Below are 26,126 nucleotides of genomic sequence, written 5' to 3' on the forward strand. Positions count from 1 at the left end.
TGGTTTTATAATAAAAAAGAGGTAAGCACATAATCTCCAACCAAAACAAGAACACAGGAAATTACAACTGCATCAGTGGTAGCAGAACTAACACCTCTGGCACCAAATCCATCTTTTCTTTTATGGACAAAATACCCCTGATAACAGCAAATTGTAATTATTAAGATACCAAAGAGTATTGCCTTGTAAAATCCGTCCATAATATCTTTCATATCAACCAAATTTTCCATTTTTGAAAAATATGTTCCTGAATCTATTCCCAGGAGAAGTACCCCCGTTATATAGCCACCAATTATACCTATTACATCAAAAATTGAGGTCAAAAGAGGAACACATATAATGGAAGCCACAATCCTGGGAGAAAATAGATACCTGATAGAATTAATATTCATGGTTTCTAAGGCATCTATTTGCTCACTAATTCTCATAATTCCAATCTCTGCAGTTATTGCAGATCCTGCCCTTCCTATAACCATAATTGCAGTTAAAACAGGGCCCAGCTCCCGAATTATAGACAAGGCCACAGCAGCACCTAAAACACCTTCTGACGCAAACTTTACAAGGGTATAATAACCCTGCAGTCCTAGTACCATGCCTGTAAACAGGCCAATTAAAGAAATTACAAATATTGATTTAAATCCTATAAAATAAATGTGGTGGAGAATTTTTTGTATCTGAAAAGGTGGTGTTAAGGAAAACCCTACTCCTTTTAGAAAAAAAATAAAGATACACCCCAGTTCTCTAATAAAACCTACTGCTAATTTTCCCAGATATCTTATAAAATCAACAAATAGACCAGTTGGCTCTCTCATAGGTATATACCTTTTTCAGTTAATAAAATCAGTGATAAGCAGGATAAGTGTGCTTGATACTAATGTTTTTTTATATACTCGTCAACAAAGTCTCAGATGGCTTTTATAAATTTATAAAGATCTTGACTTTAACATATGTTACAACTAATGGATAAAAATTATAACACTAGTCAATTAATAGAATAAATTTATTAAGAGGTGAAATTATGTTTGAAGATATTCCAAGGCCCTGGTTAGACCATTATGATGAAGATGTAAGACCTCATATTGAATATGAACATCTTCCTGTTTTTGGTCATCTAATGAGATCTGCAAAAAAATATCCTGACAGGATGGCAGTTATTTTCCAAAACAAAAAAATTTCATATAAAAAGCTAAATTATTTAACTGATTTAATTGCAACCAACCTAAGAAACCAGGGAATTAAAAAAGGGGACAAGGTTGCAATAATGCTCCCAAATCTCCCCCAGACTATTATAACCTATTTTGGAGTACTCAAAGCTGGGGCAATAGCTGTTATGACAAATCCATTGTACATGGAAAAAGAACTTACCCATCACCTAGGTGACTCTGAAAGTCGTTTTTTAATTGCACTTGATAGGTTATGGCCTAAGTTAGAATCATTACTTCCAAAATTTTCCCTTGAAAAGATATTTTTTACATCAATATCAGAAAGTCTCTCCTTTCCCTTAAATCTACTCTATCCCATTAAAGCCAGAAGGGAAGGCACTTATATTAAAGTTCCATATAATGGTAAAAACATTCTCAAATGGAAATCACTTTTAAAAAAGACTGCTGTAAGGGAACCAGAATACATAGATCCATCTAGTGACCTTGCCCTCCTTCAATACACTGGTGGGACCACTGGTTTCCCAAAAGGAGTTATGTTAACCCATGACAATTTAACAGCCAATATTCAGCAGGCAGCCGAGGTATTAAATAATATTGGAGGAGAAAGACATGAGGTTTTTCTCTCTTTACTTCCTTTTTTTCACGTATACGGCATTACTGTATGCCTCAATCTTCCCACCCTCCTTGGGGCAACGACTATTCCCTATCCCCAGTTTGTACCCCAGGAGGTTTTAAAGGCCATACATAAATATAGACCAACTATTTTCCCCTCTACACCTGCAATATTTAAAGTACTCTTAGAACAAAAAAACATAAATCAGTTCGACCTCACATCCATAAATTATTGTGTAACAGGCTCTGCTCCCATGCCAAAAGAATTATCTAAAAAATTTAAAGAAATCACTGGTGCTGAAATAATAGAAGGTTTTGGACTAACTGAGGCTTCTCCCATTACCCATTTAAATCCCCTTAAAGGCAAAAAAAAGATTGGGTCAATAGGCCTTCCATTTCCAGATACAGATGCTGCAATTGTGGATACTAAGACAGGTACAAAATTACTTCCTTTAAATAAACCTGGGGAACTAATAATCAGAGGCCCTCAGGTAATGAAGGGATACTGGAAAAAGCCAGAAGAGACTAAAAAGACCTTAAAAAATGGATGGCTTTACACTGGAGATATTGCCTATATGGACGAGGAGGGATACTTTTTCATTGTTGACAGAAAAAAGGATCTAATAATTTCAGCGGGATATAATATCTACCCAAGAGAGATAGAGGAAGTTTTATACGAACATCCAAAGGTGGCTGATGCTGCTGTAATAGGGGTTAGTCATAAAACAAGAGGCGAAATAGTTAAGGCATATATTGTCCCAAAACCTGGTGTTACCTTAAAAAAGAGAGAAATAATTTCTTTTTGTAGACAAAAATTGGCAAATTACAAAGTGCCAAGACAGATTGAGATTAGAGATGAACTGCCAAAGACCATAATAGGTAAAGTTCTAAAAAAAGAGTTAAGAAAAGAACTAGATAACAAAGCTTTAACCGAGGATGATCTGGATTTTAAAGAAGATGATAGGGGTAATGAGAATTAAAAGCATACCTAAAATATGCTAAATAGATTTAATATCTCATGAAATCTGTGAAAACAAAAAAAATAGAAGAACTCAAGAAAATTTTAATAGATTTTTTTAAAGACAAAGGTGTAAAGATTTATTTGTTTGGCTCAAGGGCAAGGGGTGATAATTCAATATTTTCTGATGTTGATATTGGAATTATCTCAGACAATGATATTTCTAAGGATATTGTTTATTTAAGAGAATTGTTAGAAGAAAGTTCTATTCCTTATAAAATAGATATTGTGGATCTATCTAAAAATGATAGACTATATAAAATAGTGTTACAAGAAGGAATAAGATGGCTTTAAAGAGTTTGATAAGTAGTTAAGATGGTTTTGACCTTTAAAAAAAATGCTTATTGATGTTATTAAAGCTCGCCCTTGAGCTGAATTTTATAGTTTCTCCTTTCAAGATAGTTTCCCAGTAAAATAGAACTAAATATTACAAGGGGTATGGATATAAGCAATCTTATAATACTGAATTTTATACCCATAAAAGAGGCTTCAAAAATGGTCATAGGGATCCTGCAAATTGCCGAGGCCCCAATGTAAGTAAAGATAACAGATAATTTTGCACCTTTTTTAAATAGGGTATAGGCAACAGGAAATGCTACATAGAGTCCACCAACTGTTGTTCCTGCAAGGAGTATCATCCAGAAATAACTCATCATACCAGAACCTTTACCTAAGTGTTTTTCCACTTTTTCTTTTTTAACCCATACTTCAAAAAGCCCAATTAAGATAAATGCACAGGGTAAAATTTTTAACATGTCTATTGCAAAAGTTGTAAAATTAAGTCCTATTTGTTTTCCTGGCTGAAAATTCATGATAAAAGATATCACGATGAATAAAAAATACAGAACAATAAATGTGGTTTTAATAAAATTGTTTTGTTTTTTCATATCAACTCTCCAAAGAAAAATCCAATTGCAATAGCAACAATGATGCTTATAATAAAGCTAATTAAATTTCTAATAATTGTAACTCTGGCGCCAAAATATTCTTTTTCCACAGGATAGCTAAGCACTCCTACCATCATAAGCGTAGTAGTAAAAGCACCGAGTACCATATAACTTACACCTTTTTTTAATAAAATGCCACATAAAGGATATGCAATGAATCCTGGCATGAATGTAATAGAGCCAAAAATAGAAGCCAATGTTACACTAAAAAACTTATTTTTTGCACCCAGATAATTTATTATCATCTTATCTGGAACTAAAAAAAGTACAATTGAAACTAAAATAAGCATAATCAAAAAAGCAGGTAATATATTCATGAATTTTTTATATGCTACATAAATTGCCTTAATGGTTTTATCTTTATCAAAAATAAAGGATATTATTAGTGCACATATTGTAATACTAAGTAAATAATAAAACATATAAATTCCTTTTATTTAATTAGATAAAATATTAAACATTCCATCTCTTTCAACAGGTATGAATCCACACCCTTCTATCATTTCTACTAATTCTTTTTTTGTAAGTACATTGGGTGACTTAGCACCTGCCATGTGGCCAATTTTCTCTTCTACCACTGTTCCGTCAAAATCATCCGCTCCAAAGTAAAGTGCACTTTGGGCAAGTTTTAGACCAAGCATTACCCAATAACTCTTTATGTGTGGAATATTATCCAGCATAAGCCTTGAGATGGCTATGGTCTTTAGGGTTTCTATCCCTAAGACAGACTTTTTAACCTTAATTTTGCTATTTTTTGGTAAAAAAGGAAGGGGTATATAACATACAAATCCATTGGTTTTGTCTTGAAGGTTCCTTAACTTGTCTAAGTGGTCTATTCTATGGACAATTGCTTCTATGTGACCAAAGAGCATGGTACAGTTTGTCTTTATTCCAAGGCTATGGGCAATTTCCATTATTTCCAACCACCTTGTGCCACTTATTTTTTCAGGACAGATCTTGTTTCTTATCTCAGGGTCAAAGATCTCTGCCCCTCCACCAGGCATCATATCAAGCCCTGCTTTTTTTAACTCTATTAAAACCTCATCAACCTTTAGACCTGAAATTTTTGATAGGTGGTCAATTTCAACTGCAGTAAAACATTTTAAGGTAGCCTTGGGTCTTAATTTTTTTATTAATTTTAGCATGTTAATATAGTAGGAAAAAGGAAAATCTGGATGACAGCCACCAACTATATGGATTTCTTTTATTGCTAGAGAAAGACCCTTTATTTTTCTTTCTATATCTTCAAGAGTAAGTTGAAATGAACCTTTTTCTCCTTTTTTTCTGGAAAAAACACAAAACTTACATTGATTAACACAGACATTTGTGTAATTTATATGTTGGTTTAAGACATAGGTTGTTTTTTTTCCGTGTAAACTTTCCCTTTTTAAGTTAGCAAGATATCCTAAAAATAATGGATCCTGGATATTATATAGTTTCAGGGCCTCCTTTTTTGTAATTCTTTGGTTGTTTATAATTTTTTCAAAGATATCTTCAATCTTGTATTTTTTGATTTTTTCTTGCATGATCTTAATTCCTGTTAATTGCATTGAAAGGATTTTAGGAGCAAACTTTTAAAAGTCAACAAAAATTTAGGAGAAAGGTCTTATGGGAAAACTTAAATTTGCTGTATCTCCTTGCCCAAATGATACCTATATCTTTGGGGGACTCTTTTTAAAAAAAGTGAGTTTTCCTTTTGACATAGAGTTTGTATTAGAAGATGTGGAAAGGCTTAATAAGTTTTGCCTTCATGGCCAATATGATGTACTTAAGGTAAGTGCTGCTATTTATTCTCAGGTAAAGGATAAATATGTTCTCCTTAGATGTGGTGGTGCAATTAGCAGGGGTTGTGGTCCTGTAGTTGTATCAAAAAAAGATTTCACTCTATCTCAAATACAAAATAGGACTATAGGGATTCCTGGGAAAAATACAACTGCCTTTTATATATTTAAAAAGGCCGTCCCTGATTTTAAAGGTAAAATTATAGAGCTCAGATATGATAAGATTATTTCCTCTATATTAGAGGAAAAGATAGATGCGGGAATACTCATCCATGAAGCCCGTTTTACCTATGGGGAATATGGTCTGAAGTTGATAATTGACCTTGGCAAATGGTGGGAACATACCACAAACTATCCCATTCCCTTGGGTTGCATTCTGGCAAAAAAGGAACTAGGAGAAAAGGTAATTGGACAAATTGAAGATGCTATAAAGAGAAGTATTGAATATGCAGAGAAAAATTTAGATGATATCTGGCCATTTATTAAACAAAATGGGCAGGAGATGGATGATAGAGTAATAAAAAGACATATTGAGACCTTTGTGAATGAATTTTCAAAAGATATTGGAACAGATGGAATGGCTGCAATTGAATTCCTGACTTCTTGATTTTGGGAATAATATACTCTGCGGATATCTTCCATTGACAATAGAGGGCTTAGGAGGCCTAAGTCTCAAGTATGTTTCTGCGAGGGCTTAACAAGGAGTTCTTCCTTATCTCTTGACTTAAGGGCAGATAAGGTTAGGGGATAAAGATGATTTTCTTTGTGAAATAACTTTTAATAGTTTGATATCCATTTGTGTATAAGCATCTTTTGACAACAACTCTATATTTTTTAAAGTATCATCTAAGGTCTGTCCAGAAATACCATCATATGAAGTAAGGGATATTCCTTTTTTGGCAAGAGAGATGGAATTTAGCGCACTTGATATAGCCATAAGCACTTTTAAAGAACAACCAGGCTTTGCTCCGTCACATAAAATTCCAAACATAGATACAATGTGATTATTAACTGCCCTTTTTGCTATTTCCTTATTGTTAGTCATAAGAAAAGATATAGCTGCTGCAACACCTCCACCAGCAGATAGACCACAACTACAAACCGGGGTAATTCTTCCCATGTGAGATTTTAATTTCGAGGTAAATAAATGAGATAAACAAACTGATTTTAAAAAATTTTGCTCTGATATTTTTAAATGAGATTTTACGACCCATACGGGAACAGTCGCTACTATTCCATTATTTCCACTCCCAGCCGAGCTCATAGCTGGATATGGACATCCTCCCATTCTGGCATCAACCGCTGCAACTACATATTTTTTAATCTCTGTCTCAAGATCTTCTTTTTTAGAATCTCTATAGTCTAAAAATGTTTTTGTCACATTATACCCCCATTTGCCGTTTAGTCCTTCCATAGCCAGATTAACATTCATTTCAACTCCTTTTTTCAAAAAATCAAGGTCCTTAGTGGAGAGTTTATCTAAGAGATCAAACAAGTCATCACAAGAGGTCTCTTTTAAAATATCAATAACATTTAACTCATTTTGTTTATGATTAGAGAAGTGTTTATCCTTTGTGAGAAGTTCATTTCCATTTAATTTTATGGAAATAAGGTTATTGTGAAGGCCTGAGATAACTGCTTCAGATGTATTAGATCCCCCTTTAATTTTTGCCCTACAATAAATACCTCTCTTTTTCTCATCAATCAAAATTGACACTTTGTTTAAAGAAACTAGCTGACGAGCCTTTTGTATGTCAGTGTCAGTATGGGATGAGAAAATTTCTAAATCTTTTGTTGGGTCCCCAGCAATAGCCCCTAAAGCAGCTGCCATATGCACTCCTCTTTCTTGTATGCTACCAGGCAAAAAAACCCCTTTTGCATTTTTATAAAGACCAGGAGATAAAGTTACTTCAATCTCTTCAACAACCCTATCTGGAATCGCCAAGGCTGCGTGAGCACAACTAAGGGCAATACATACTGGTTCTGTGCAACCCAAAGCTGGTCTTATCTCAGCCTGCAAAAACTCCTTTATGTTTAACATATCTTTCCTCCCTTATTCATCCAAAAAATTAATCAATATAATATTTTCAAGTATAAAAAAGCATATTTGACTTTAGTTAAAGAAAATTTATAATTTTTTCCAATTGATTTCACGACTAAATAATATGAGTGATATTGCATTAATTTTTCTTTTTGAAAAGAAGAATAAATATTCTATCAATGCATTGCTTGGTGCCCTGGAAACAAAAAGTTATCTGGACAAAGTTGATATTTTTTTATCCAATAATAAAACCATCTTTAAGCTCTTACCTGAACTTTTTTCAAAATACAAAAAAATAGCTATTGCTTATTCTTTCTTTACCTCTCAAATTGAAGAAGTAATAAATTGCCTAAAACAAATCAAGGCAAGATGGTCTGATATTTTTTTTATAGCAGGTGGACCACATGCAAGTGGAGACCCCAAATCTTGTTTAGCCCTGGGTTTTGATATTGTGGTGAAAGGAGAGGGAGAACAAACAATTGTAGATATTGTAGACTATTTAAATGAAAGAATGTCGCTAGAAAAAATAGGATCTATTTATTACAAAGGAAAGGAATATATAAATTTTACTAGACAAAAAAAGAGTGTAGATTTAGACGAATATTCGCCCTTTAGTGTAAAGTTTAAAAGATTTGGACCTATTGAAATAACCAGGGGATGTCCTTTTGGGTGCTTTTTTTGTCAGACCTCTTATATTTTTGGGAAAAGGCCAAGACACAGGTCTATTGACTCTATACTCAAAGCTGTAGAAATCTTATACAAAAGAGGCATGAATGACATAAGATTTGTAACTCCAAACGCATTTTCCTATGGCTCTTTAGACGGAAAAAATATTAATTTTAAAAAATTAGAAGAATTACTGAGAGGGATTAGGACAATAATAAAAAATAATGGAAGAATCTTTTTTGGTAGCTTTCCCTCAGAGGTAAGACCTGAACATGTGAATGAACAGACTATTGAATTAGTAAAGAAATATGCAAATAACAATAACCTGGTTATAGGATGTCAATCTGGAAGTGAGAGGATTCTTGAGTTATGTCATAGAGGGCATACTGTTTTAGATGTATTCAAAGCAGCAAAATTATGTGTAAAAAACAAATTAATACCTAAAATTGATTTTATTTTTGGATTGCCAGGAGAAGAACAAAAGGATATAGATGAAACCATTAAAGTCATGAAGGAGCTAACAAAAATAGGGGCCAAGATACACGCACACACATTTATGCCCTTGCCAGGCACTCCTTTTGGCAAAATGAGAACTGGAGACATTACTCCTTATTTCCAATTTATTAATCATGCAAAAGCCAGGGGACTTATTTTTGGAGAATTTGAAACCCAAAAAAGGATGGCTGAAAAAATAAAGGGAATAATTGGGAGAATTACCTATGGATAATCTTTTAAACAAATATTGTCCTGAAATATTATCTACAATAAATCTTCTTGCCCAGGTACAGGATGTGGATCTGTTATTGGAAAAAATTTTAACAGAGGCCAGAAGATTGACCAATGCTGATGCTGGCTCTATATACCAAAAAGATTCTAATTATCTTTATTTAAAATACGCCCAAAACGAAACAAAGGAGAAAGAACTTCCACCTAACAAAAAACTTATATATGAGACTTTTTCATTTCCAGCAGACAAAACATCTATTGCTGGTTATGTGGCAGTAACAAAAGAACCTCTGAACATAGATGATGTATATGCAATTCCTGATGATCTTCCTTATAAATTCAACAAAGAAGTAGACAAAAATTCCAACTATAGGACTAAATCTATGCTAACCATTCCACTATTAAACCCAAAAAAAGAAGTAGTGGGAGTATTACAATTAATAAATGCAAAAGATCCATTATCAGGAAAAATTATTGCTTTTGATCCTGCATTTGTTCCATTGGTTACATTATTAGGTGAGTGTGCTTCCATTGTTCTTGAACGAGCAAGTTTGTTAAGGACTATTGTGCTTAGAATGATAAAAATGGCAGAATTAAGGGATCCCAAAGAAACAGGCATGCACGTTAATCGGGTTGGAGAATATTCCGCAATTCTTTATGAGGCCTGGGCATACCAAAATAATGTGACAGAGAAAAAGATAGATAGAAATAAAGATATAATTAGAATTGCAGCCATGTTACATGATGTAGGAAAAGTGGCAATTTCAGATACAATTTTAAAAAAAGAATCAAAATTAACAGATGAAGAATATGAACACATAAAAAAACACACCTATATAGGAGCAAAACTATTTGAAAATCCTACTTCTGAGATTGAAAAAATAGCCAGATTAATAGCCTTAGAACATCATGAGAGATGGGATGGAGATGGATATCCAGGAAAAATTAATGAAATTAATGGTAAAATTATAAAGATAGGTCCAAAAAAAGGAGAAGAAATTTCTATTTGGGGACGTATAGTTTGTTTAGCCGATGTCTATGATGCCCTATCTTCCAAAAGATGTTATAAAGACATGTGGCCTGAAGAAAAGGTGTTAGAAGAAATAGCCAGACAAAAAGGTAAACAATTTGATCCCCACTTGGTTGATATATTTTTTGAGAATATAGACTTGATAAATATGGCGAAAAAGAGATACAGAGAGTAAATTGGAGAAAAATGAATGGAAATTCCTGTTATAGGCTTTGATGAAGTTATAAAAAGGCTGACAAATACATCATATTCCCATCAAAATTTTTATATTGCCATGTATTCTTCATGGCTGGGAGGGATAACTCTTAATCCACGCCTTATGGTCATCCCAATTGACGACCACATGGTCCATAGGGGTGATGGGGCATTTGAAGTGTTTAAATGTATTAATGGTAATATTTATCAATTAGATGCCCATTTTGAGAGACTGGAAAACTCCCTCAATAAACTCCAATTAACTCCCCCTTATCCTTTGGAAAAGATTAAGCAAATAGTCATTAAAACCGTAAAGGTCAGTGGAGAAAAAAATTGTGTTATACGACTTTACATATCAAGGGGACCAGGGGATTTTTCACCCAATCCAGCAAAATCTATAGGACCACAACTCTATGTGGTAATAACTAAATTAGTACAATTAGAAAAAAGAAAAAGAACAATAGGATGTTCCTTAAAAATAAGTAAAGTGCCATCCAAGGGTCCTTTTTTTGCTGCCATAAAATCCTGTAATTATCTCCAAAACGTCCTCATGGAACTGGAGTGTTCTCAATTAGGGGTGGATTATGTCGTAAATACAACAGAAAAAGGAAAAATAGGAGAAGGAGCTACTGAAAATTTTGCTATAATTACAAAAGATAAAAGATTTTTAACTCCCTCCTTTGATCATATTTTAAAAGGTACTACAATTTTACGGGCTATTCATTTTGCAAAACAAATGGTAGATTCAGGACTTCTAAAGGAAGCTACTACTTGTAACCTATATGTGGAAGATTTCAAAAAAGCTGAAGAAATCTTGGTTTTTGGTACAACTATAGATGTATTACCTATCACTACTTTTGAAGAAAATCCTGTAGGAGACGGTAAACCTGGAAAATTCTATAAACTTTTTTTTGAAAAATTTATAGAAGATCAAACAAAAAATAAAAGACTTCTTACTCCTGTATGGTGATTGTGGTTCAAATAAGATTATTCTGTAGAAATTTCAAATGACAATGTTTCTATACCTAAAAATTTTTTAAAATTCCTCTTTACTTCTGAGGGGTAATTATAAAGAAATATAGTTTTCAACAATCCATTTGGTAAAAGGATAGCTCGCTGTAAAGGCGGGTGATACTGCATTTAATATATGGACAGATGTATCATCTCCTTGGACTTTAAAATCCATTACCAATTTTCTTGACTTTATGTCTAATAACTGGGCTCTAATTCCTGGAAGACCCCATTTATTGAATTTTGTTCTATTAATATTTTTTACCAGTCTTAATGCCTGATTAATTAAATAATTTTTATTATATTTTTTTATTTCTTCAAAGGCTAAATTCCTAAACCCAAAGGAGTTAGTCAAAAAAAGTATTCCTTCCCACTTTAATATCTCTAAAAATTCATTTATTTTAAACCTGCTTAAGCCTTTGTAATTTTCCCTCCAAAATGCTGGAATTGCTGTAGGACCTATTTTTATAGTACCATCCACTTTGACTGTATAATGCACGCCTAAAAATGGATTTTTTATATTTGGAACAGGGTATATATTGGTATTTATTGGTTTATCTAAACCGGTATATTCTAAATAAATTCCTTTGAAAGGAATTATTATATAATTTTCAGCAAATCCAAAATCTCTTGCAATTTCATCTGCATATAGACCTGCAGCATTTATCAATTTTTTGTAGTTAAATTGATATTCACCTGCTTTTATAGCATTATTATCTATTTTTGACTTGTAAGATAAATTAAAATAAAAATCAACTCCTGATTGTTCTAACTTTTTCTTTAAAAATATTAATATCTCTTTTGGATTTATAGTAGCTGTTAAAGGTGACCATAATGCCTTTTTATATGTTTTTGCATTGGGTTCATACATCTCTAATTCTTTTTGATCTATTAAATACAATTTAACATTATTTTTATCTCCTCTTTTTTTGAGTTCATATAAAGTTTGCAGATCCTCTTCATTTTGGCAAACAACAATTTTTCCGCATTTGTTTATCTGCAATTTATTTTCTTCACAAAACTTTCTCCAATATAAACAACCATCTTTAGTAAATTTTGCTTTTAATGAGTCTGCTGAGTAATAAAAACCCGCATGCAAAACCCCGCTATTTCTACCTGATGCATGAAAACCTATATCTCGCTCTTTATCTATAACTGCTATTTTTGAGTTTGGAAATTTTTCGAGTAGATTCTTAGCTAATGTCAGCCCAATTATACCACAACCTATAATAATGAAATCATAATGTTTTTTCATATGCTAAAAAATTCCTTTGCATTGTTACTCAATATTTTCCATGTGGTATTTACATCCATGTTTTTTATTTCTGCTATTTTTTTTGCAGTATATACTACATAACCTGGTTCATTCCTTTTTCCCCTAAAGGGGTGGGGTGTTAAAAAGGGTGAATCAGTTTCAACAACCATTCTTTCAAGAGGGATTTGGGATACTGCTTTTTGTAATTTTTCTGATTTTTTAAAGGTAATAGGTCCTGGAATTGAAATCATCCATCCATTTTTCAATATCTTTTCCCCAAGTTCTATATCTTTTGTAAAACAATGCCATATTAATGGCCGATCTTTAAATCCCATGTCTTCTAATATTTTCAATGTATCTGATTCAGCCTCTCTGCAATGGATAACAACTGGAATATCTAATTGTTTGGCAACTTCAAGTTGTAGTTTAAATACTTTTATCTGGTCTGTTTTTTGAGAATAATTTCTATAAAAATCAAGCCCAATTTCGCCAACCGCCCTTAATCTTGAATTCTGTTTAAATATCTCTATCATACTGTTTATATCTTTTTCATCTACTTTAGACGCTTCATGGGGATGGATTCCAAGGGTGAAATATATATTTTGATAGTTTTCAAACAATTTTCTTTTGTTATTATATGAGTCTATGTCTAAAAATACATTTACAATATATGTTACTCCTTTTAATTCAGCCCTTTTTATTACTGCATCTAAATCTTCAGAAAAATTTTCAAGATCTAAATGGGCATGGGTATCAATTCCCTCTGCTGGTAATATAAGATTATCAACTATCTTTTTTTTCATAAATAATACCTCACACCTTTAATAAAGATATGAAGGGGCGATTTATTCGCCCCTTTATGCAAAATTAATTATTTTCAGTAATTTAATATTTTATTTGCTATTTAAATATTTTTCCTGGGGAAATACTGGCAGGTATCTATAAGAGAGAGAGATTATAATTGCAGCATAGGCTATTACCATAACTGATGTTGCCCATTCTGTCCAATTTGGAATGTATATATACCACTTATCAAATGGCATAACAGGAATTGCAAGGGTCTGTACAGTGAAAACAAATCTATTTATAATTATTCCTGTACATGTAAGTATTCCTGCAATATAGAGAAGTGCTGGTATTTGTCTAAGTCTGGGAATAATCAACATAATAGCAGGTATAACTCCGCATATTCCAAGTTCTGTCCAAAGTAGCCATTTTCCATAAACCTCATTATACATTTGATCAAAGGTAAATCCCATTTTAGGGAGTATTCCCGTTGCCCAGCCATAGGTATCTAGGATCTTAAAAAATATATAGATAACGAGCAATATCCCAGATATTTTACCCATTAAGTCTTTGACTGAGTATGAAACCAATTTCTTTTTTGTGAGTTTTTCAATTACAGTGCATATTAATACTGTAAAAAGTGGTCCAGATGCAATTGCAGATAACACAAAGAGAAAGAAGGTCCATGGCCAGATAAAAAATCCTTCCCTAAAAGCAAATGGTCTTCCAAATAGTACTCCATACATTCCACCTAGTGATCCCTGGTGAAAAAAGGACAAAAAGGTACCCACTGCTGCAAATAAAGGCATAAATACATGAAAATTATGTGCCATATGATGACAAAAGGGATTTTTATTTATCTGTCTATTTTCCAATATAATTGGCAGATATTCTATTGTGAGAACCATGAGATAACATGTTATACAAAAAATTACTTCTGTTAACATTGAGTGGACATTTGGATGCCAATAGCCAAACCAAGCCCGTAGTGGTTGTCCAATATCCAGGGCCAAGATCATCATTGCTCCTGAATAACACAAAAATCCTATTATAACAGCAAGGTTTATAATGTGTTTTAGCTCATCTATCCTCAGGATATATCTCAAAAATCCACTGAAAAATGCACCAGCTCCAAGGGCGATTACAGCAAGATCAAAGGTTATCCAGAGGCCAAATCCAAAGTAACTATTAAGACCTGTAACTCCTAACCCTTTCCATAAAATCTTTATGGCAGCAACAATACCTATAAATAAAATCAAGAGCAAAAAAAACATCCAGGCCATAAACTTTGGAAAGGAGCACCTATCTACACCTTCTGGGATAAATTTTTCATCTATCATATTATTTTACCCCTTTTGTTTTTGGTGTTTTATTTCATTATCAGCTTGTTCTCTCACCCATTTTCTCCTGCTTATGTAGTATACCTGGGGTTCTGTCCCCAGTTTTTCCAATAATCTAAAAGCATATTTACTTTTGATAAGTTGTGCTACCTTGTGTTTGGGATTATTTAGATTTCCAAAATAAATTGCCCCAGTTGGACATGCCTCAGCACAAGCTGGCTGATATGCATCCTCTTCCAGATCTAAAGGATTTTTGCCTTCAGCCCTTGCCTTTTCCTTTGCCCGCTGAAACCTATGATGACAGAAGGTGCATTTTTCAACTACACCCCTTGGTCTTGTGGACACAAATGGAGTTAAAGACTTTTCCATACCTTCTGGCCACACTGGATCATACCAATTAAATACCCTTGCATGATAAGGACATCCCGCCATACAGTACCTGCAACCTATACACCTTGGATATATCTGGGAAACAATTCCGCCTTCTTCATCTTTAGTAGTAGCTACAACTGGACATACTGAGGCACATAGAGGGTTTCCACATTGCATACATGGCCTAGGTAGATATGCCTCGTCATAATCCTGGCCTGTTTTTCCATTTGTTAATTTGTAAACAATTAACCAATGTACTGTCCTTAATCTGTCAAAGGGCTTTGTTGCTGGTGGTATGTTGTTTTCTGCTTGACAGGCTACAACGCATGCACCACATCCTGTACACTTATCTATGTCTATGACCATTCCCCATCTAACTTCAAACTCGTGATGAATTTGCATAAGTCCTGACATAGTTTAACTCCACTTTAAATTTTTGAAACATTCACATTAGTTGGGGACCAATAAAATGATCCAGTTTTCTCATCTCTTTTTAAAATAAAAAGATCTGCTATATTCTCTCCAATATCTTTGTTAAATACATCTTCTATGTTTCTTCCAAAACCCATTAAAATAGCAATTGCTCCGTATGTAATCCCTGACTTTGTCTTTATCTTTGCTATTATTTCCCCAGATTCTGTTTTTACCGTTACCAAGTCATTTTCATTCAAATGATAATTTTGTGCAGTAGTCGGATTGATGTAGGCTATAGAATATTTACCTGCTATTTCATCTTCATATATCACATCTAAAGCAAATGGATATAGACCCACTAAATCACTACCTACTTTACTAATACTAATTGGAATAAGTTCTAAACTATTTTTCATATCTGATTTATCTGATAAAAATATATCTTCAAGTCTTTTATCCCAGATTTTAATCCCATATTGTTTTTCAATGGTCTCGTCAGTCCACACATATCCTTGTTTTAATTTATCAATACCAACTCCCAGGTACTCAGATTTTGTCCTTACTATGTCAATAAAAGATGAAACTCCAAGATTTATATCTAATTTTTTTCCTATTTCTATAAATAGATCTGCAGGATTAGGTATATCTGAATCAACAATTTTATCAGCAACGGTGTAGTTGGCGACCCCTGATCCAAAAGGAGTAAAACAGTCATCCAGCTTTTCTAGAAAATACGGAGTTGGTATAATTAAATCGCATTGTTTTGCAGTTTCATTCATAAAAGGAGAAAAACAAACCTTAAAAGGTATATTAAGAAGGGCACCTCTTATTTCTTTTGGTGAACTATAAAATGGATTTGTTTCGTAAAATATAGCTGTTTTTACTTTGGAAATTTTTTTTGTTTTTATCAAATCTATCAAATCATTTTTTAATACTTCTTTATGTTCCATGGAACTTGAGATTATTTGTGGAGGATTTGGAATACATCTAATACCACCTTTTTTGTTAATTCTGTCTAAAAGGATATTTAGCATAAGAGCGGCCAATATATTTTTAATATCACCACTTCCATTTGTTGTTGATCCAGCAATTACAAGAGGACTTTTGGCCTTTTTTAAAGCTATGGCTATTTCTTTTATGTCTGATACACTACATCCAATTTCTTTTGAAACTAATAAAGGATCATATTTATAAGCCAAAAATTCTGTAAAATCTTCTATTCCATAGATTTGAGGTACATTGTTAGATATTTTTATTAAATATGAGGCAATGGCAAATAAAAATTTATAAATATCTCTTTCTGATATTAAAATGGATTTTTTGCATACTACAGATGTATTATTTTTAAAAGGTCCAACAAAATATATTTTTATATTGTTTTTACCAAAGACTTTTTGATTTCTAACATATGTTCCCCAATTATCTAAAAAATTACATCCTGCTATAAGTAGTATGTCTGAATTTTCAATATCAAATCCAATTTCACCACTTCCGTTTAAAAGATCATACCATGCCTTAAAATATTTTTGTCTATCAGATGGTTGATAAAAAAATAGTTTTGAGCCAAGCCGAGAAATTAGCGCAGAAAAAATTTCATTGCAAGAAGATGTATCATCTCCACTAACAAACAAAATAGAATCTTTTTTCCTTTGAGATGCTTTTAATTTAAACATTAATATTTCTTTTGCTTTATCTATAGATATATCCCTAAATTTGCCATTTTTGTCCTTGAGCTTGGCATTTTTTACCCTTGATGGGGAATACATTAAAGCACAGCTAGATGCCCCTAATGGATCAATTCCTCCTAAAGATAAGGGATGTTTCTCATTACCTGATATTGTACAAGGTCTATTCCCAACGAGATTTACAAAAATACCATAGGGAGTGTTTCCTAACTTGACAACAGAACTTTTTTTAACGAGTTCCCCTTTGGGTATTCTTGGAATCCAGGGCCAATTTTGTGACCAAATAGAGATATCATCTGCCAATTTCCAAGGAATTGGAGTAAACAGAGAGCCTATGGCACCACCCACTGCAAATTTTATAAAATCTCTTCTATGTAAAGCCATAACTTGTGCTCCTTGTCCTTGATGTAACTATTTATGACAAATATAACATGCATTGGATGCGTTGTTTTTTGCATGACACCTTTCGCACTGATACATCTTCATTGTATATTTTGAATAACCTGTTATTTTGTTTTCAAAATATGGAGGTAATGTCTTTGAATTACCAACATCTGGATGACAGGTTTTACAATCATATTTTTGGTGGGCTATGTGGGAAAAATATACGTTATCTGGCTGTTTTTGATAAATTTTCCAGGGAACTTCCCTGTTTTTCTTGACATACTCTTCCACAAAGAGTTTTTCATCAGGTGTTCCTGTTATGGGTTCTGCATGGCAGCCTGCACATGATTCAAGAGATGGAATACCATTATATGAACCGTCATCTCTAAAATAGTGGCATGCACTGCAATCGCCTAATTGTTCAAGGTGGGCTTTGTGAGAGAAATTAAAAGGTTGTTCTTGTTTTGAAAAAATTATATTTGGAAAAATCCACCACCCAATAACCAGGGCAGTAAGAAATCCGAGGAAAAAGGGAGTAAGTCCTGATCTTTTTTTCTTATTCACCCTAAAACCTCCAATTTTTTGAAGAAATGTTTATTGTTTTTTGTATTTATATAAATTTCTGACAGTTAGACATGAAATTAGTTGGTTGTCAAGAGAAAAAGCAAAATTAACTTTTGCTCTTGGTGAATACTTTTTTTGATAAATTATACATCTTTAAGCATCGCCTAATATAGGCAATATCACCCGAAATGTGCTCCCTTTGCCAGGAGTACTTCTAACTTCTATTTTCCCTCCTAAATCATCAACTATACTTTTTACCATTGATAAACCCAGGCCAGTGCCTGAAATTTCTTTTGTATGTTCATTTTTTATTCTATAAAATTTATTAAAAATCTTATCTAACTCTTTTTTATCAATTCCAATTCCTGTATCTTTCACCTCAACTATTCCCTTATTATCCATTTTTTTTGTAATAATGGATATTTTTCCTTTCTCAGGCGTATATTTTATGGCATTGTTAACAAGATTATCGAAAAGGATCTTCAGTGCCCTGGGATCGGCCTTTATTTTAAAATCCCCATTTACATCTAATTCCAAGCTTATGTCCTGGTTTTTGAGCTCTGCCTGATCTTTCCAATCCTCAAAAAGGGATCTTAAAAATTTTCCAATATAAATCTCTTTAATATCCACATAGACCTTTCCAGATTCTATTTTAGATAGGTCAAGAAGTTTTTCTATGAGCTCAGTAAGTCTTCTGGTCCTCTGCTTTGCCTTTTCAAGTATCCTTTTATCGGCCTTAAATTCAGGATCTTCAAAAAGATCCTGCAAAACCATTGCAATTTGTTCATGAATTGTAGAAAGACTCCCTCTGAGCTCATGAGATACTCTGGCCACAAACTCAGACTTTAGTTGATCCAATTTTTTTAATGGAGTTATATCCACAGAAATTATCACATACCCCAGAAATTTTCCGCTTTTTGTAACTATACTATTCTTTTTCACCAGAAGATACAACTCATCGGATATCTTAAATTCCTTTGAGCCACCTTCATTTTCGCTTATTTCTGTAGTAATGAAATCTATTATTGCAGGATCCTGGATGTAATAAGATATATTCTTACCAAGTTCAATATCCTCAGGTACATTAAAATGTTTTATGAATGTAGGATTTATAAGCACCACTTCCATTTTGTTGTTGGTTACCAAAACGCCATTTGGAAGTACTTCTAAGATTGTCTTTAATCTACTTTTTTCAGTAATTAAATCTAAAAGTGCCTCTTGTTTTTCCCTGTCTAATCTCTCCTTTTCTCTCTTTAACCTTATATTTTCAATAGCCTTACCAACAACAAGTAATATATGTTCTTTGTCAAAAGGTTTTGATATAAAGTCATAAGCACCTTGCTTCATTGATTCCACAGCAATTTCTAATGTGGCAAAACCAGTAATAACAATTACCATTGTCTCAGGAGATTTTTGTTTTATAATCTTTAACACATCCATTCCATCTATTCCAGGCATTTTAAGGTCCAATAACACTAAATCCATAGTCTGGTTTTTCATTATATCCAATGCAACTTCACCTGATTCTGCTACATATACTTCACAATCAAGTCTTTTTAAAATCCTTTTAAGACCTATCCTTATATATTCTTCATCATCTACCACTAAGATTTTGATTGACTCCATCTTAAATTACTCCACATTTAAATAGAAATCTCTTGATTAAATTTTTATTGTGAGACAGGAAGATCTATTTCAAAACATGCACCACCATCTTCTTTATTATAAGCAAATATTTTTCCCCCATGACCTTCAATAATCCTGTAAGCAATGCTTAGACCGAGTCCAACTCCTTCCCCCTGTTTTTTTGTGGAAAAAAATGGATCAAAGATATTGGGTAGAATATTTTCGGGAATACCTGGGCCAGTATCGCAAAATAAGATCTTAATTGTATTTTTCTCTTTCAAAAAATTTGTCTTAATGCTTAAGACCCCTTTACCTTCCATTGCCTGGGCTGCATTCCAGATAATATTCATAAAAACATGATTTAATTGCTGGAGATCTCCTTTTATTTCTGGGATGTTTTCCTCATATTCTTTAACAATATCTATTAACTTAAACAAAGGATGCTTTTCCAGCAAGAAAATAGTTCTATCAATGGCCTTATGTATATCCACAAAATCATCTTTGCTTTGTGAGGGTCGTGAAAACTCCAAAAGTTCTTTAACTATATCTTTACACCTTCTGGCGTTTTCAAGTATCCTATTTAAATCTTCTTTGATGGGTTCATCTAAATCTTCCTCTAGCAATAGTTCGGTAAAAAGAATTATACTACTTATAGGATTATTTAATTGATGGGCTACTCCTGCGGCTAAATTCCCAATAGCTGCCATTTTTGAGGATTGATAGAGTTGCATCCTGGTTTCTTCTAATTCTTTTTCCATCTTCAGGCTCTCACGAAGGTCTCTAAAAAATCCAATAGTCGCAACTTCTACGCCATTTTCATAGACAATAGAAGCATTTAATTCAACTGGAATAATTTCTCCATTTTTTGCAACCAGTTCCACTTTATATGATTTTAATTTTCCAGGACCTCCATATTCCTTACTTCTGAGTTTTTTCATAACCTCCCTTGCACCATCTCCAGGATATAGATCTCTAATATCAACAGAGTTTAATGCCTCATCCCTTTTATAACCCAATATTTTTGAGGCAGCATCATTAAAAATAAAGATTTTTCCCTTTTTATCTGCAGCTATAACTGCATCAACTGCACTTAATATTAAATTATGTAAAAATGTATTAGAAAGATACAATTTTTTTTCAAGCTTTCCTATCTTTGTTATATCAAAATCCAATTTGACCATACATGGATCACAGTCTGTACCAACTAAAGGAAATAATGTAACTTCATCCTCTAGATAAAGATTATTAAAGTCTTTTCTTTTTTCTTCACCATCTAGAAGTTGTATTATTTTACAATTAGAACAAGGGCTGTCTATACCATAATAAACCTGGTAACACTTTTTCCCCACCATATCCTCGCCATAAATATCTTTAGCAAAATCATTTGCCGCAACAATTCTAAGGTCAGGAGATATAACTACTAGCTCTCTCGGAATAGAATTAACTATTGCAACTAAATATTCTTTTTCCTTTTCTGAGATCATTTTTTTACCTTCTATCTAAATACTTTTTTATTCACCCTATCTATGAACTGGATATGTGAATAACCTTTTTCTTTTGCCTTATCATATTCTATATAGGCAATATTTAAACATTTTTCACAACAATTTAAAGGGGCTTCTATTGCAAGACAATTTTTTACCCGACTGGAAGTGGTTTCAATTTTTAATACTCCCCTGCAATTTTCACAATCCAGTAAATATTCCCTCTGTCTCTCAACAATATAAGAAGTATCATAAAATATCTCTTTATTTCTTACAATCCAATTTCCATCTTTTTCTAGGGTTATATCTGATTGTGGAGGGGAAAAATAATTTCTATAGGCACTTTCGCATGTTCTTTTTATTTGTGCCATGGTATGTTTACCCATTTCAAAATTTTTGGGATTATAATCTGGTTCTTTCACATAGGAATAGTCCAACCCAGCAAGTGCGAGTACTATTCCCAGATTAACATAAGGCAGGGCACCTTGAATTGAATATCCACCTTCTAATACCACTAAATCTGGTTTTAACATTTCACTTAGTTTTGCATACCCCTGGGCAGAAAAGTTCATATTTGTTATAGGGTCTGAAAAGTGATTGTCCTGGCCAGCAGAATTCACTACTAAATCTGGAGCAAAGTCCTGTAAAATAGGCAGGACAACGTTCTCCATGGCATATAAAAAACCTTTATCACTTGTAAGTGGCGGAAGAGGGATATTAATGGTCTTGCCCTTTGCCTTTGGTCCTCCTATCTCAGAAGTAAAACCTGTGCCAGGATATAGTGTCCTACCATCTTGATGGAGAGAAATATAAAGTGTATCTGGATCATGCCAGTATATATCCTGGCTACCGTCTCCATGATGACAATCTGTATCCACTATTGCCACTTTTTTTATTCCATATTTTTCCCGTAAGTATTCTATCATTATAGCTTCTATATTGATATTACAAAATCCCCGACCACCATGAACTACCTTCATTGCATGGTGTCCTGGAGGTCTGACCAAGGCAAAGGCCTTATCTTCCTTTTTCTCCATAACCAGTTTTCCAGCTTTAATACACCCGCCTGCTGAAATTAGGTGGGAATCTGTTATGTTGCTTGAGACATCAGGAAAACAAAAATGAACTCTTTCTACATCCTCTGTTGAGGCTAATTCTGGCTTATATTCCCTAATTCCAGGAATATCAAAAATACCTTCTTCCTGTAATTGATCCATGGTATATAATAATCTTTCCTGTCTTTCTGGATGGGTTGGAGAAATAGCCCAATCAAAGGCAGGAAAAAAAACCACACCTAGCTTATTTTTTACCTGTTGCATACACACCTCACCACCTTTTCATAATCTTTACATATCCTGGGTTTTACCTGGCATTTTACCCTAATATCCTGTCCTACTGTAAATACATCATTTACCATATTCATTGAGCTCTCAAAAATTATCTCTAATTCAGATAAGTCTATATCCCAGCCCAAATTTTCCTTTATATATTTTGACATATATTTTCTTATATCCTCTTTTGCTATTTTAAGATTATAATTTTTAGAAACATTTTCTTTTATTCCAAGGACAGGAATAGTCATTATTTTCTTTTCTGTATCTGCAAAAAGTTCAGCCTGCATTGTTGGTCTAGCTATTGCGGCACCTATGGCATTTGCTACACCAAAGTGTTCTGGCACTATAACTGGAAGTCCAAATACCTTTTCAACATATTTTTTTAATATATTTGCAGGCCCACCCATTAAATAGATCTTTTTTGGTTCTATTTTCCTGAATTTTAAAAGTTCCTGTATTGTATATATTGGTCGCTCATTAATTTCCTCAATAAACTCAAATACCTCTTTTTTTAAAATTTCACACCCCTGTTCCACAATTCTATTTGGAGTGTCTTCAGAAGAACTTTTAAGATCTTCATTTATTTTACGCATACCCTTAAAAGAGGCATCTCTATCTCCGTATGTTTCATCACTTATGCAATTTAAGGCATCTAAAAATGCAGGTACATCTCCACCCTTTGCCATACAAGGACCTAATCTCTTTGGTCCAATTTCTATTTTGCTTCCTTTTACTCTCACAGCAGAGTCACCACCAAGACCAATGGATTTTACCTTCATTGCACGAACTAATGTAGGCCTTTCCTTTAACCGCACATTTTCAGGTTCAATTAAAGGGACCCCTGCTGCAAATACCCCAATGTCTGTAGTGGTTCCACCTACGTCTAAGACAATGGCATCTTCTGTAATATCACATAAACCAAAGATTCCCATGACACTTGCTGCTGGACCTGAAAAAATACTTTCAACAGGAATACGTTTAGCAGTATTATAGGGCATGGTGCCCCCATCGGCCTTTAGGATGTTTAATTGAGGAGAAAGTTTGAACTCCTTTAAGCACCTTTTTACAGAATTCAGAAATTTATCAAAAATAGGCCATACAGCACTGTTGTAATATGCAGTTGCAATTCTCCGTGGAAAATTTAGTTGACCTGATAACTTATGACCAAGGGTAACAAAATCTGCTTTTTCTTGAATCAATTCTGCGATTTTTTCTTCATGTACAGGATTTCTGGGAGAAAATTTTGAGACAACTGAAAAAACCTTGACTCCATAATCTAGTAAATTTGAAATTACCTTATTTGCATGGGAGATATCCAGTGGCTGTATTTCTGTTCCCCTGTGATCCAGACCTCCTGGTATAACTTTATAATAGTTTCCAATGGAAAATTTATGGGGATCAATCCCAGGTCCAGCACTCACTAACACTCCCACAGGTTCTAACAAATCCTGAACAATTGCATTTGTGCATAAAGTGGTACTTAAGTTAAATCTCTTGATTTCAACACCTTTTTCCTGAGATAATATTTCTGAAATAGCCTGTCTAATTGAGCCCAACAGGTCATCTGGGTCTGTGGGAATTTTAACATATGCCCTAACTCCCACTTCACTATCAATGAGTACCCCATCAGTATGGGTACCCCCTACATCAATTCCAAATAACATGTCCCTATTCTCCATTTTTATGGGTTATAAAATTTATAAATACAATCAATTATATAATCCTGAACTTCTTTGTCCAAATATGGATGCATTGGAAGGGCCATTATATTTTCTGATACCCATTCACTTATTTTCATGTCTCCTTGGCTGTATCCAAGATACTCAAATACCTTTTGCAAATGAAGGGGTTTTTTGTAATAAATTGCTGTTGGTACACCTTTTTGTTTTAAAAATTCACATAACCCATCCCTATTATCAGCCAATATACAATATTGGGCATATACAGATTGAACCTCTTCTGGCACATATTGAGGTTTTATGTCAGCAATATCTTTTAGACCATCTCTATATCTTTTGGCAACCTCTTGTCTTCTCGCAATTTCTTCATCAAAGACCTCCATCTTTGCCAGAAGAACTGCAGCCTGAATAGTATCCAGCCTAGCATTTAAACCCAGCCTAAGATTCTCATACTTGTCTTCTCCCTGACCATGAACCCTTATGGATTGTAGAATACGGGCGTACTTTTCTGAATTAGTAAAAACAGCACCTCCGTCCCCGTAACATCCTAAGGGCTTTGCTGGAAAAAAAGATGTGCATCCAATATCACCAAAGGAACAAACTCTATTTAAATGATACTTTCCACCAAAAGACTGGGCTCCGTCTTCTATTAAAATCAAATTATTTTCCTGGGCAATTTTTTCTAACTCTCTGTAAGGCGCAGATACACCAAATATATCAACGGCAATAATAGCCTTTGGATAATATTCTCTAGAATCTTTTTTAATTATCTGGGGAATAGGATAAATAGCTGAATTCTTTTGTTTTACAGCCAAAATGGCCTTTTTTAGATTTTCAGGGTCAATGTTAAAGGTATGGGGGTCAATATCCACAAATACTGGTATTGCTCCACTAAGTGCAATTACCTCTGCTGTTGCAAAAAAAGTAAATGGAGTGGTGAACACTATATCGCCATTGCCAATATCTAAGGCCATTAAACTCATAAGCAGGGCATCTGTTCCTGAAGAACAACAGATGCAGTGTTTGGTACCAACATAGGTTGCAAGAACCTCTTCTAGTTCATATACCTCTGGCCCAAATATGAATTTACCATGTTCAAGCACTCTGCATATATTGTCCTTTACCTTTTTTTCAATTCTTTTATACTGAGCTTTAAGGTCAATAAAGGGAATATTCATTGAATTCTCCTAACCCAATTTTTTCATATATTATCAGGAGTTAGGTTTTAGAGTCAAGAAATAATTTAGAGTCAAAATTATTAACAGATTAATAATTTGCTTAGATATGTATTTGTAATACTTGTTTTTTTAATAAAAAGGAAATATAGCCAAAGCAATATGGTTTTCATGTGTTAATATATTTTTCAAATAGCCTCATTTTTTAATTGACATTACAAAGGAAGTATGAAAAGTTCTTCTCATTGGTAACACTTTAGTGTAACTTTTAATTTTATTTTTTTAGGAGATTTTTTATGAAAAATTTGTATGTGGGAAATATTCCTTACAGTGCAAGAGAAGAACAGGTAATGGAACTTTTTGCTGAGTATGGAGAGGTTCACTCCTTCAACCTTATCAGGGACAGAGAAACTGGTAGGTCTAGGGGATTTGGTTTTGTGGAGATGGACACAGAAAGTGCTAATAGAGCAATCGAAGGTCTCAATGGAAAAGAACTTGATGGGCGAAGGCTGAGAGTAAACGAAGCAAGATCTAGAAGATAAAAAATATATCTGAATTTCTGTGTTAAAAGCCACCTCTTTATGGAGGTGGCTTTTTTATTTTTATTAAGTGCAATTGTTAGTGAATTTTTAGAATTAGGATTTGCCAGGTAATAGAAGCAAAATGTTATAATACATTAAATTAATCTAATTATCCATCATGGAAAATCGCTGCCTTCAAAAAATAGAGTTGAAAATCCTTAGAAGAATGATTAATAGAAATGTATTTGTAATACCAATTTTTTCAGGGACTGTTTCTCTTTTTCTTTTTTTGTTAATTTTTTCCAACTTAAGATATA

Annotated in this window: 23 protein-coding genes; 7 read left to right on the forward strand and 16 right to left on the reverse strand. The window is 33.4% G+C overall.

What is annotated here, in order from left to right; translation table 11 throughout:
* Positions 1–5 precede the first annotated feature (5 nt).
* A complete protein-coding gene (locus ACYQ1E_RS06400) occupies positions 6–812 on the reverse strand; it encodes an MlaE family ABC transporter permease (RefSeq protein WP_459876741.1) in 807 nt (268 codons plus the stop codon).
* A 206-nt stretch (positions 813–1,018) separates the two neighbouring features.
* Between ACYQ1E_RS06400 and ACYQ1E_RS06405 the strand changes: the two genes are divergently transcribed.
* Positions 1,019–2,755, forward strand: coding sequence for a long-chain-fatty-acid--CoA ligase (locus ACYQ1E_RS06405; RefSeq protein WP_459876744.1), 1,737 nt, complete (start codon positions 1,019–1,021; stop codon positions 2,753–2,755).
* A gap of 38 nt (positions 2,756–2,793) precedes the next feature.
* Positions 2,794–3,087 (forward strand): nucleotidyltransferase family protein, encoded by a 294-nt coding sequence (locus ACYQ1E_RS06410; protein WP_459876746.1) that lies wholly within the window; start codon positions 2,794–2,796, stop codon positions 3,085–3,087.
* 59 nt (positions 3,088–3,146) lie between these two features.
* On the opposite strand, the gene ACYQ1E_RS06415 is transcribed toward ACYQ1E_RS06410, so the two are convergent.
* From ACYQ1E_RS06415 to mqnE, 3 genes are read right to left on the reverse strand one after another with little or no spacing between them, the layout of a single operon-like run.
* Entirely contained in the window at positions 3,147–3,680 is a 534-nt protein-coding gene (locus tag ACYQ1E_RS06415; RefSeq protein ID WP_459876749.1) for a permease, read from the reverse strand.
* Positions 3,677–4,162 (reverse strand): permease, encoded by a 486-nt coding sequence (locus ACYQ1E_RS06420; protein WP_459876752.1) that lies wholly within the window; start codon positions 4,160–4,162, stop codon positions 3,677–3,679. Before ACYQ1E_RS06420 ends, ACYQ1E_RS06415 begins: the two co-directional genes overlap by 4 nt.
* 15 nt (positions 4,163–4,177) lie before the next feature.
* Entirely contained in the window at positions 4,178–5,266 is a 1,089-nt protein-coding gene (gene mqnE, locus ACYQ1E_RS06425) for an aminofutalosine synthase MqnE (RefSeq protein ID WP_459876755.1), read from the reverse strand.
* Positions 5,267–5,348: 82 nt separating this feature from the next.
* Between mqnE and ACYQ1E_RS06430 the strand changes: the two genes are divergently transcribed.
* Entirely contained in the window at positions 5,349–6,128 is a 780-nt protein-coding gene (locus ACYQ1E_RS06430) for a 1,4-dihydroxy-6-naphtoate synthase (protein WP_459876758.1), read from the forward strand.
* Positions 6,129–6,245: 117 nt separating this feature from the next.
* Here the strand turns inward: ACYQ1E_RS06430 and ACYQ1E_RS06435 are convergent, their stop codons facing one another.
* The gene (locus tag ACYQ1E_RS06435) at positions 6,246–7,562 is read right to left on the reverse strand and encodes an L-cysteine desulfidase family protein (protein WP_459876760.1); all 1,317 of its coding nucleotides are present in this window, start codon (positions 7,560–7,562) and stop codon (positions 6,246–6,248) included.
* Between the two features lie 124 nt (positions 7,563–7,686).
* Here ACYQ1E_RS06435 and ACYQ1E_RS06440 point away from each other — a divergent pair, with 124 nt between their 5' ends.
* The 3 genes from ACYQ1E_RS06440 to ACYQ1E_RS06450 are packed head-to-tail and all read left to right on the forward strand — an operon-like array spanning position 7,687 to position 11,149.
* The gene (locus tag ACYQ1E_RS06440; protein WP_459876763.1) at positions 7,687–8,955 is read left to right on the forward strand and encodes a TIGR04013 family B12-binding domain/radical SAM domain-containing protein; all 1,269 of its coding nucleotides are present in this window, start codon (positions 7,687–7,689) and stop codon (positions 8,953–8,955) included.
* Positions 8,948–10,159 carry an HD domain-containing phosphohydrolase gene (locus ACYQ1E_RS06445; RefSeq protein WP_459876766.1) on the forward strand — a complete coding sequence of 404 codons (1,212 nt, stop codon included), beginning with the start codon at positions 8,948–8,950 and terminating at the stop codon, positions 10,157–10,159. Before ACYQ1E_RS06440 ends, ACYQ1E_RS06445 begins: the two co-directional genes overlap by 8 nt.
* Before the next feature lie 15 nt (positions 10,160–10,174).
* Entirely contained in the window at positions 10,175–11,149 is a 975-nt protein-coding gene (locus ACYQ1E_RS06450; protein WP_459876769.1) for an aminotransferase class IV, read from the forward strand.
* A 96-nt stretch (positions 11,150–11,245) separates the two neighbouring features.
* On the opposite strand, the gene lhgO is transcribed toward ACYQ1E_RS06450, so the two are convergent.
* From lhgO to ACYQ1E_RS06505, 11 genes are all read right to left on the reverse strand, one after another.
* Positions 11,246–12,445: an L-2-hydroxyglutarate oxidase gene (gene lhgO / locus ACYQ1E_RS06455; protein WP_459876771.1), complete on the reverse strand. Its 1,200-nt coding sequence runs from the start codon at positions 12,443–12,445 to the stop codon at positions 11,246–11,248.
* Positions 12,442–13,248, reverse strand: a complete 807-nt coding sequence (locus ACYQ1E_RS06460; RefSeq protein ID WP_459876774.1) for a TatD family hydrolase — start codon at positions 13,246–13,248, stop codon at positions 12,442–12,444. Before ACYQ1E_RS06460 ends, lhgO begins: the two co-directional genes overlap by 4 nt.
* 90 nt (positions 13,249–13,338) lie before the next feature.
* Positions 13,339–14,571, reverse strand: a complete 1,233-nt coding sequence (qrcD, locus tag ACYQ1E_RS06465) for a menaquinone reductase integral membrane subunit QrcD (RefSeq protein WP_459876777.1) — start codon at positions 14,569–14,571, stop codon at positions 13,339–13,341.
* Between the two features lie 6 nt (positions 14,572–14,577).
* Positions 14,578–15,345, reverse strand: coding sequence for a menaquinone reductase iron-sulfur cluster-binding subunit QrcC (qrcC, locus tag ACYQ1E_RS06470; RefSeq protein ID WP_459878469.1), 768 nt, complete (start codon positions 15,343–15,345; stop codon positions 14,578–14,580).
* Positions 15,346–15,371: 26 nt separating this feature from the next.
* Positions 15,372–17,426: a menaquinone reductase molybdopterin-binding-like subunit QrcB gene (qrcB, locus tag ACYQ1E_RS06475; RefSeq protein WP_459876779.1), complete on the reverse strand. Its 2,055-nt coding sequence runs from the start codon at positions 17,424–17,426 to the stop codon at positions 15,372–15,374.
* Between the two features lie 27 nt (positions 17,427–17,453).
* Positions 17,454–17,990, reverse strand: coding sequence for a menaquinone reductase multiheme cytochrome c subunit QrcA (gene qrcA / locus ACYQ1E_RS06480; protein ID WP_459876781.1), 537 nt, complete (start codon positions 17,988–17,990; stop codon positions 17,454–17,456).
* Between the two features lie 153 nt (positions 17,991–18,143).
* Positions 18,144–19,616: an ATP-binding response regulator gene (locus ACYQ1E_RS06485; protein WP_459876784.1), complete on the reverse strand. Its 1,473-nt coding sequence runs from the start codon at positions 19,614–19,616 to the stop codon at positions 18,144–18,146.
* A 44-nt stretch (positions 19,617–19,660) separates the two neighbouring features.
* The gene (locus ACYQ1E_RS06490; RefSeq protein ID WP_459876787.1) at positions 19,661–21,100 is read right to left on the reverse strand and encodes a two-component system sensor histidine kinase NtrB; all 1,440 of its coding nucleotides are present in this window, start codon (positions 21,098–21,100) and stop codon (positions 19,661–19,663) included.
* Positions 21,101–21,111: 11 nt separating this feature from the next.
* Positions 21,112–22,419 (reverse strand): histone deacetylase family protein, encoded by a 1,308-nt coding sequence (locus ACYQ1E_RS06495; RefSeq protein ID WP_459876790.1) that lies wholly within the window; start codon positions 22,417–22,419, stop codon positions 21,112–21,114.
* The gene (locus ACYQ1E_RS06500; RefSeq protein WP_459876793.1) at positions 22,407–24,098 is read right to left on the reverse strand and encodes a hydantoinase/oxoprolinase family protein; all 1,692 of its coding nucleotides are present in this window, start codon (positions 24,096–24,098) and stop codon (positions 22,407–22,409) included. The genes ACYQ1E_RS06495 and ACYQ1E_RS06500 overlap by 13 nt, the downstream gene beginning before the upstream one ends.
* 17 nt (positions 24,099–24,115) lie before the next feature.
* Complete coding sequence (locus tag ACYQ1E_RS06505) at positions 24,116–25,291, reverse strand: DegT/DnrJ/EryC1/StrS family aminotransferase (protein ID WP_459876796.1); 1,176 nt, start codon at positions 25,289–25,291, stop codon at positions 24,116–24,118.
* A gap of 293 nt (positions 25,292–25,584) precedes the next feature.
* On the opposite strand from ACYQ1E_RS06505, the gene rbp reads away from it, so the two are divergent.
* The gene (gene rbp, locus ACYQ1E_RS06510; protein ID WP_459876798.1) at positions 25,585–25,830 is read left to right on the forward strand and encodes an RNA-binding regulator; all 246 of its coding nucleotides are present in this window, start codon (positions 25,585–25,587) and stop codon (positions 25,828–25,830) included.
* The last annotated feature ends 296 nt before the right edge of the window (positions 25,831–26,126 follow it).

It is taken from the genome of Desulfothermus naphthae (assembly GCF_054657475.1).

Bases quoted from the DNA above. Each gene is read 5' to 3' on its own strand.
- ACYQ1E_RS06400 (WP_459876741.1), bottom strand. From the start codon at position 812: ATGAGAGAGCCAACTGGTCTATTTGTTGATTTTATAAGATATCTGGGA.
- ACYQ1E_RS06405 (WP_459876744.1), top strand. From the start codon at position 1,019: ATGTTTGAAGATATTCCAAGGCCCTGGTTAGACCATTATGATGAAGAT.
- ACYQ1E_RS06410 (WP_459876746.1), top strand. From the start codon at position 2,794: ATGAAATCTGTGAAAACAAAAAAAATAGAAGAACTCAAGAAAATTTTA.
- ACYQ1E_RS06415 (WP_459876749.1), bottom strand. From the start codon at position 3,680: ATGAAAAAACAAAACAATTTTATTAAAACCACATTTATTGTTCTGTAT.
- ACYQ1E_RS06420 (WP_459876752.1), bottom strand. From the start codon at position 4,162: ATGTTTTATTATTTACTTAGTATTACAATATGTGCACTAATAATATCC.
- mqnE (WP_459876755.1), bottom strand. From the start codon at position 5,266: ATGCAAGAAAAAATCAAAAAATACAAGATTGAAGATATCTTTGAAAAA.
- ACYQ1E_RS06430 (WP_459876758.1), top strand. From the start codon at position 5,349: ATGGGAAAACTTAAATTTGCTGTATCTCCTTGCCCAAATGATACCTAT.
- ACYQ1E_RS06435 (WP_459876760.1), bottom strand. From the start codon at position 7,562: ATGTTAAACATAAAGGAGTTTTTGCAGGCTGAGATAAGACCAGCTTTG.
- ACYQ1E_RS06440 (WP_459876763.1), top strand. From the start codon at position 7,687: ATGAGTGATATTGCATTAATTTTTCTTTTTGAAAAGAAGAATAAATAT.
- ACYQ1E_RS06445 (WP_459876766.1), top strand. From the start codon at position 8,948: ATGGATAATCTTTTAAACAAATATTGTCCTGAAATATTATCTACAATA.
- ACYQ1E_RS06450 (WP_459876769.1), top strand. From the start codon at position 10,175: ATGGAAATTCCTGTTATAGGCTTTGATGAAGTTATAAAAAGGCTGACA.
- lhgO (WP_459876771.1), bottom strand. From the start codon at position 12,445: ATGAAAAAACATTATGATTTCATTATTATAGGTTGTGGTATAATTGGG.
- ACYQ1E_RS06460 (WP_459876774.1), bottom strand. From the start codon at position 13,248: ATGAAAAAAAAGATAGTTGATAATCTTATATTACCAGCAGAGGGAATT.
- qrcD (WP_459876777.1), bottom strand. From the start codon at position 14,571: ATGATAGATGAAAAATTTATCCCAGAAGGTGTAGATAGGTGCTCCTTT.
- qrcC (WP_459878469.1), bottom strand. From the start codon at position 15,345: ATGCAAATTCATCACGAGTTTGAAGTTAGATGGGGAATGGTCATAGAC.
- qrcB (WP_459876779.1), bottom strand. From the start codon at position 17,426: ATGGCTTTACATAGAAGAGATTTTATAAAATTTGCAGTGGGTGGTGCC.
- ACYQ1E_RS06485 (WP_459876784.1), bottom strand. From the start codon at position 19,616: ATGGAGTCAATCAAAATCTTAGTGGTAGATGATGAAGAATATATAAGG.
- ACYQ1E_RS06490 (WP_459876787.1), bottom strand. From the start codon at position 21,100: ATGATCTCAGAAAAGGAAAAAGAATATTTAGTTGCAATAGTTAATTCT.
- ACYQ1E_RS06495 (WP_459876790.1), bottom strand. From the start codon at position 22,419: ATGCAACAGGTAAAAAATAAGCTAGGTGTGGTTTTTTTTCCTGCCTTT.
- ACYQ1E_RS06500 (WP_459876793.1), bottom strand. From the start codon at position 24,098: ATGTTATTTGGAATTGATGTAGGGGGTACCCATACTGATGGGGTACTC.
- ACYQ1E_RS06505 (WP_459876796.1), bottom strand. From the start codon at position 25,291: ATGAATATTCCCTTTATTGACCTTAAAGCTCAGTATAAAAGAATTGAA.
- rbp (WP_459876798.1), top strand. From the start codon at position 25,585: ATGAAAAATTTGTATGTGGGAAATATTCCTTACAGTGCAAGAGAAGAA.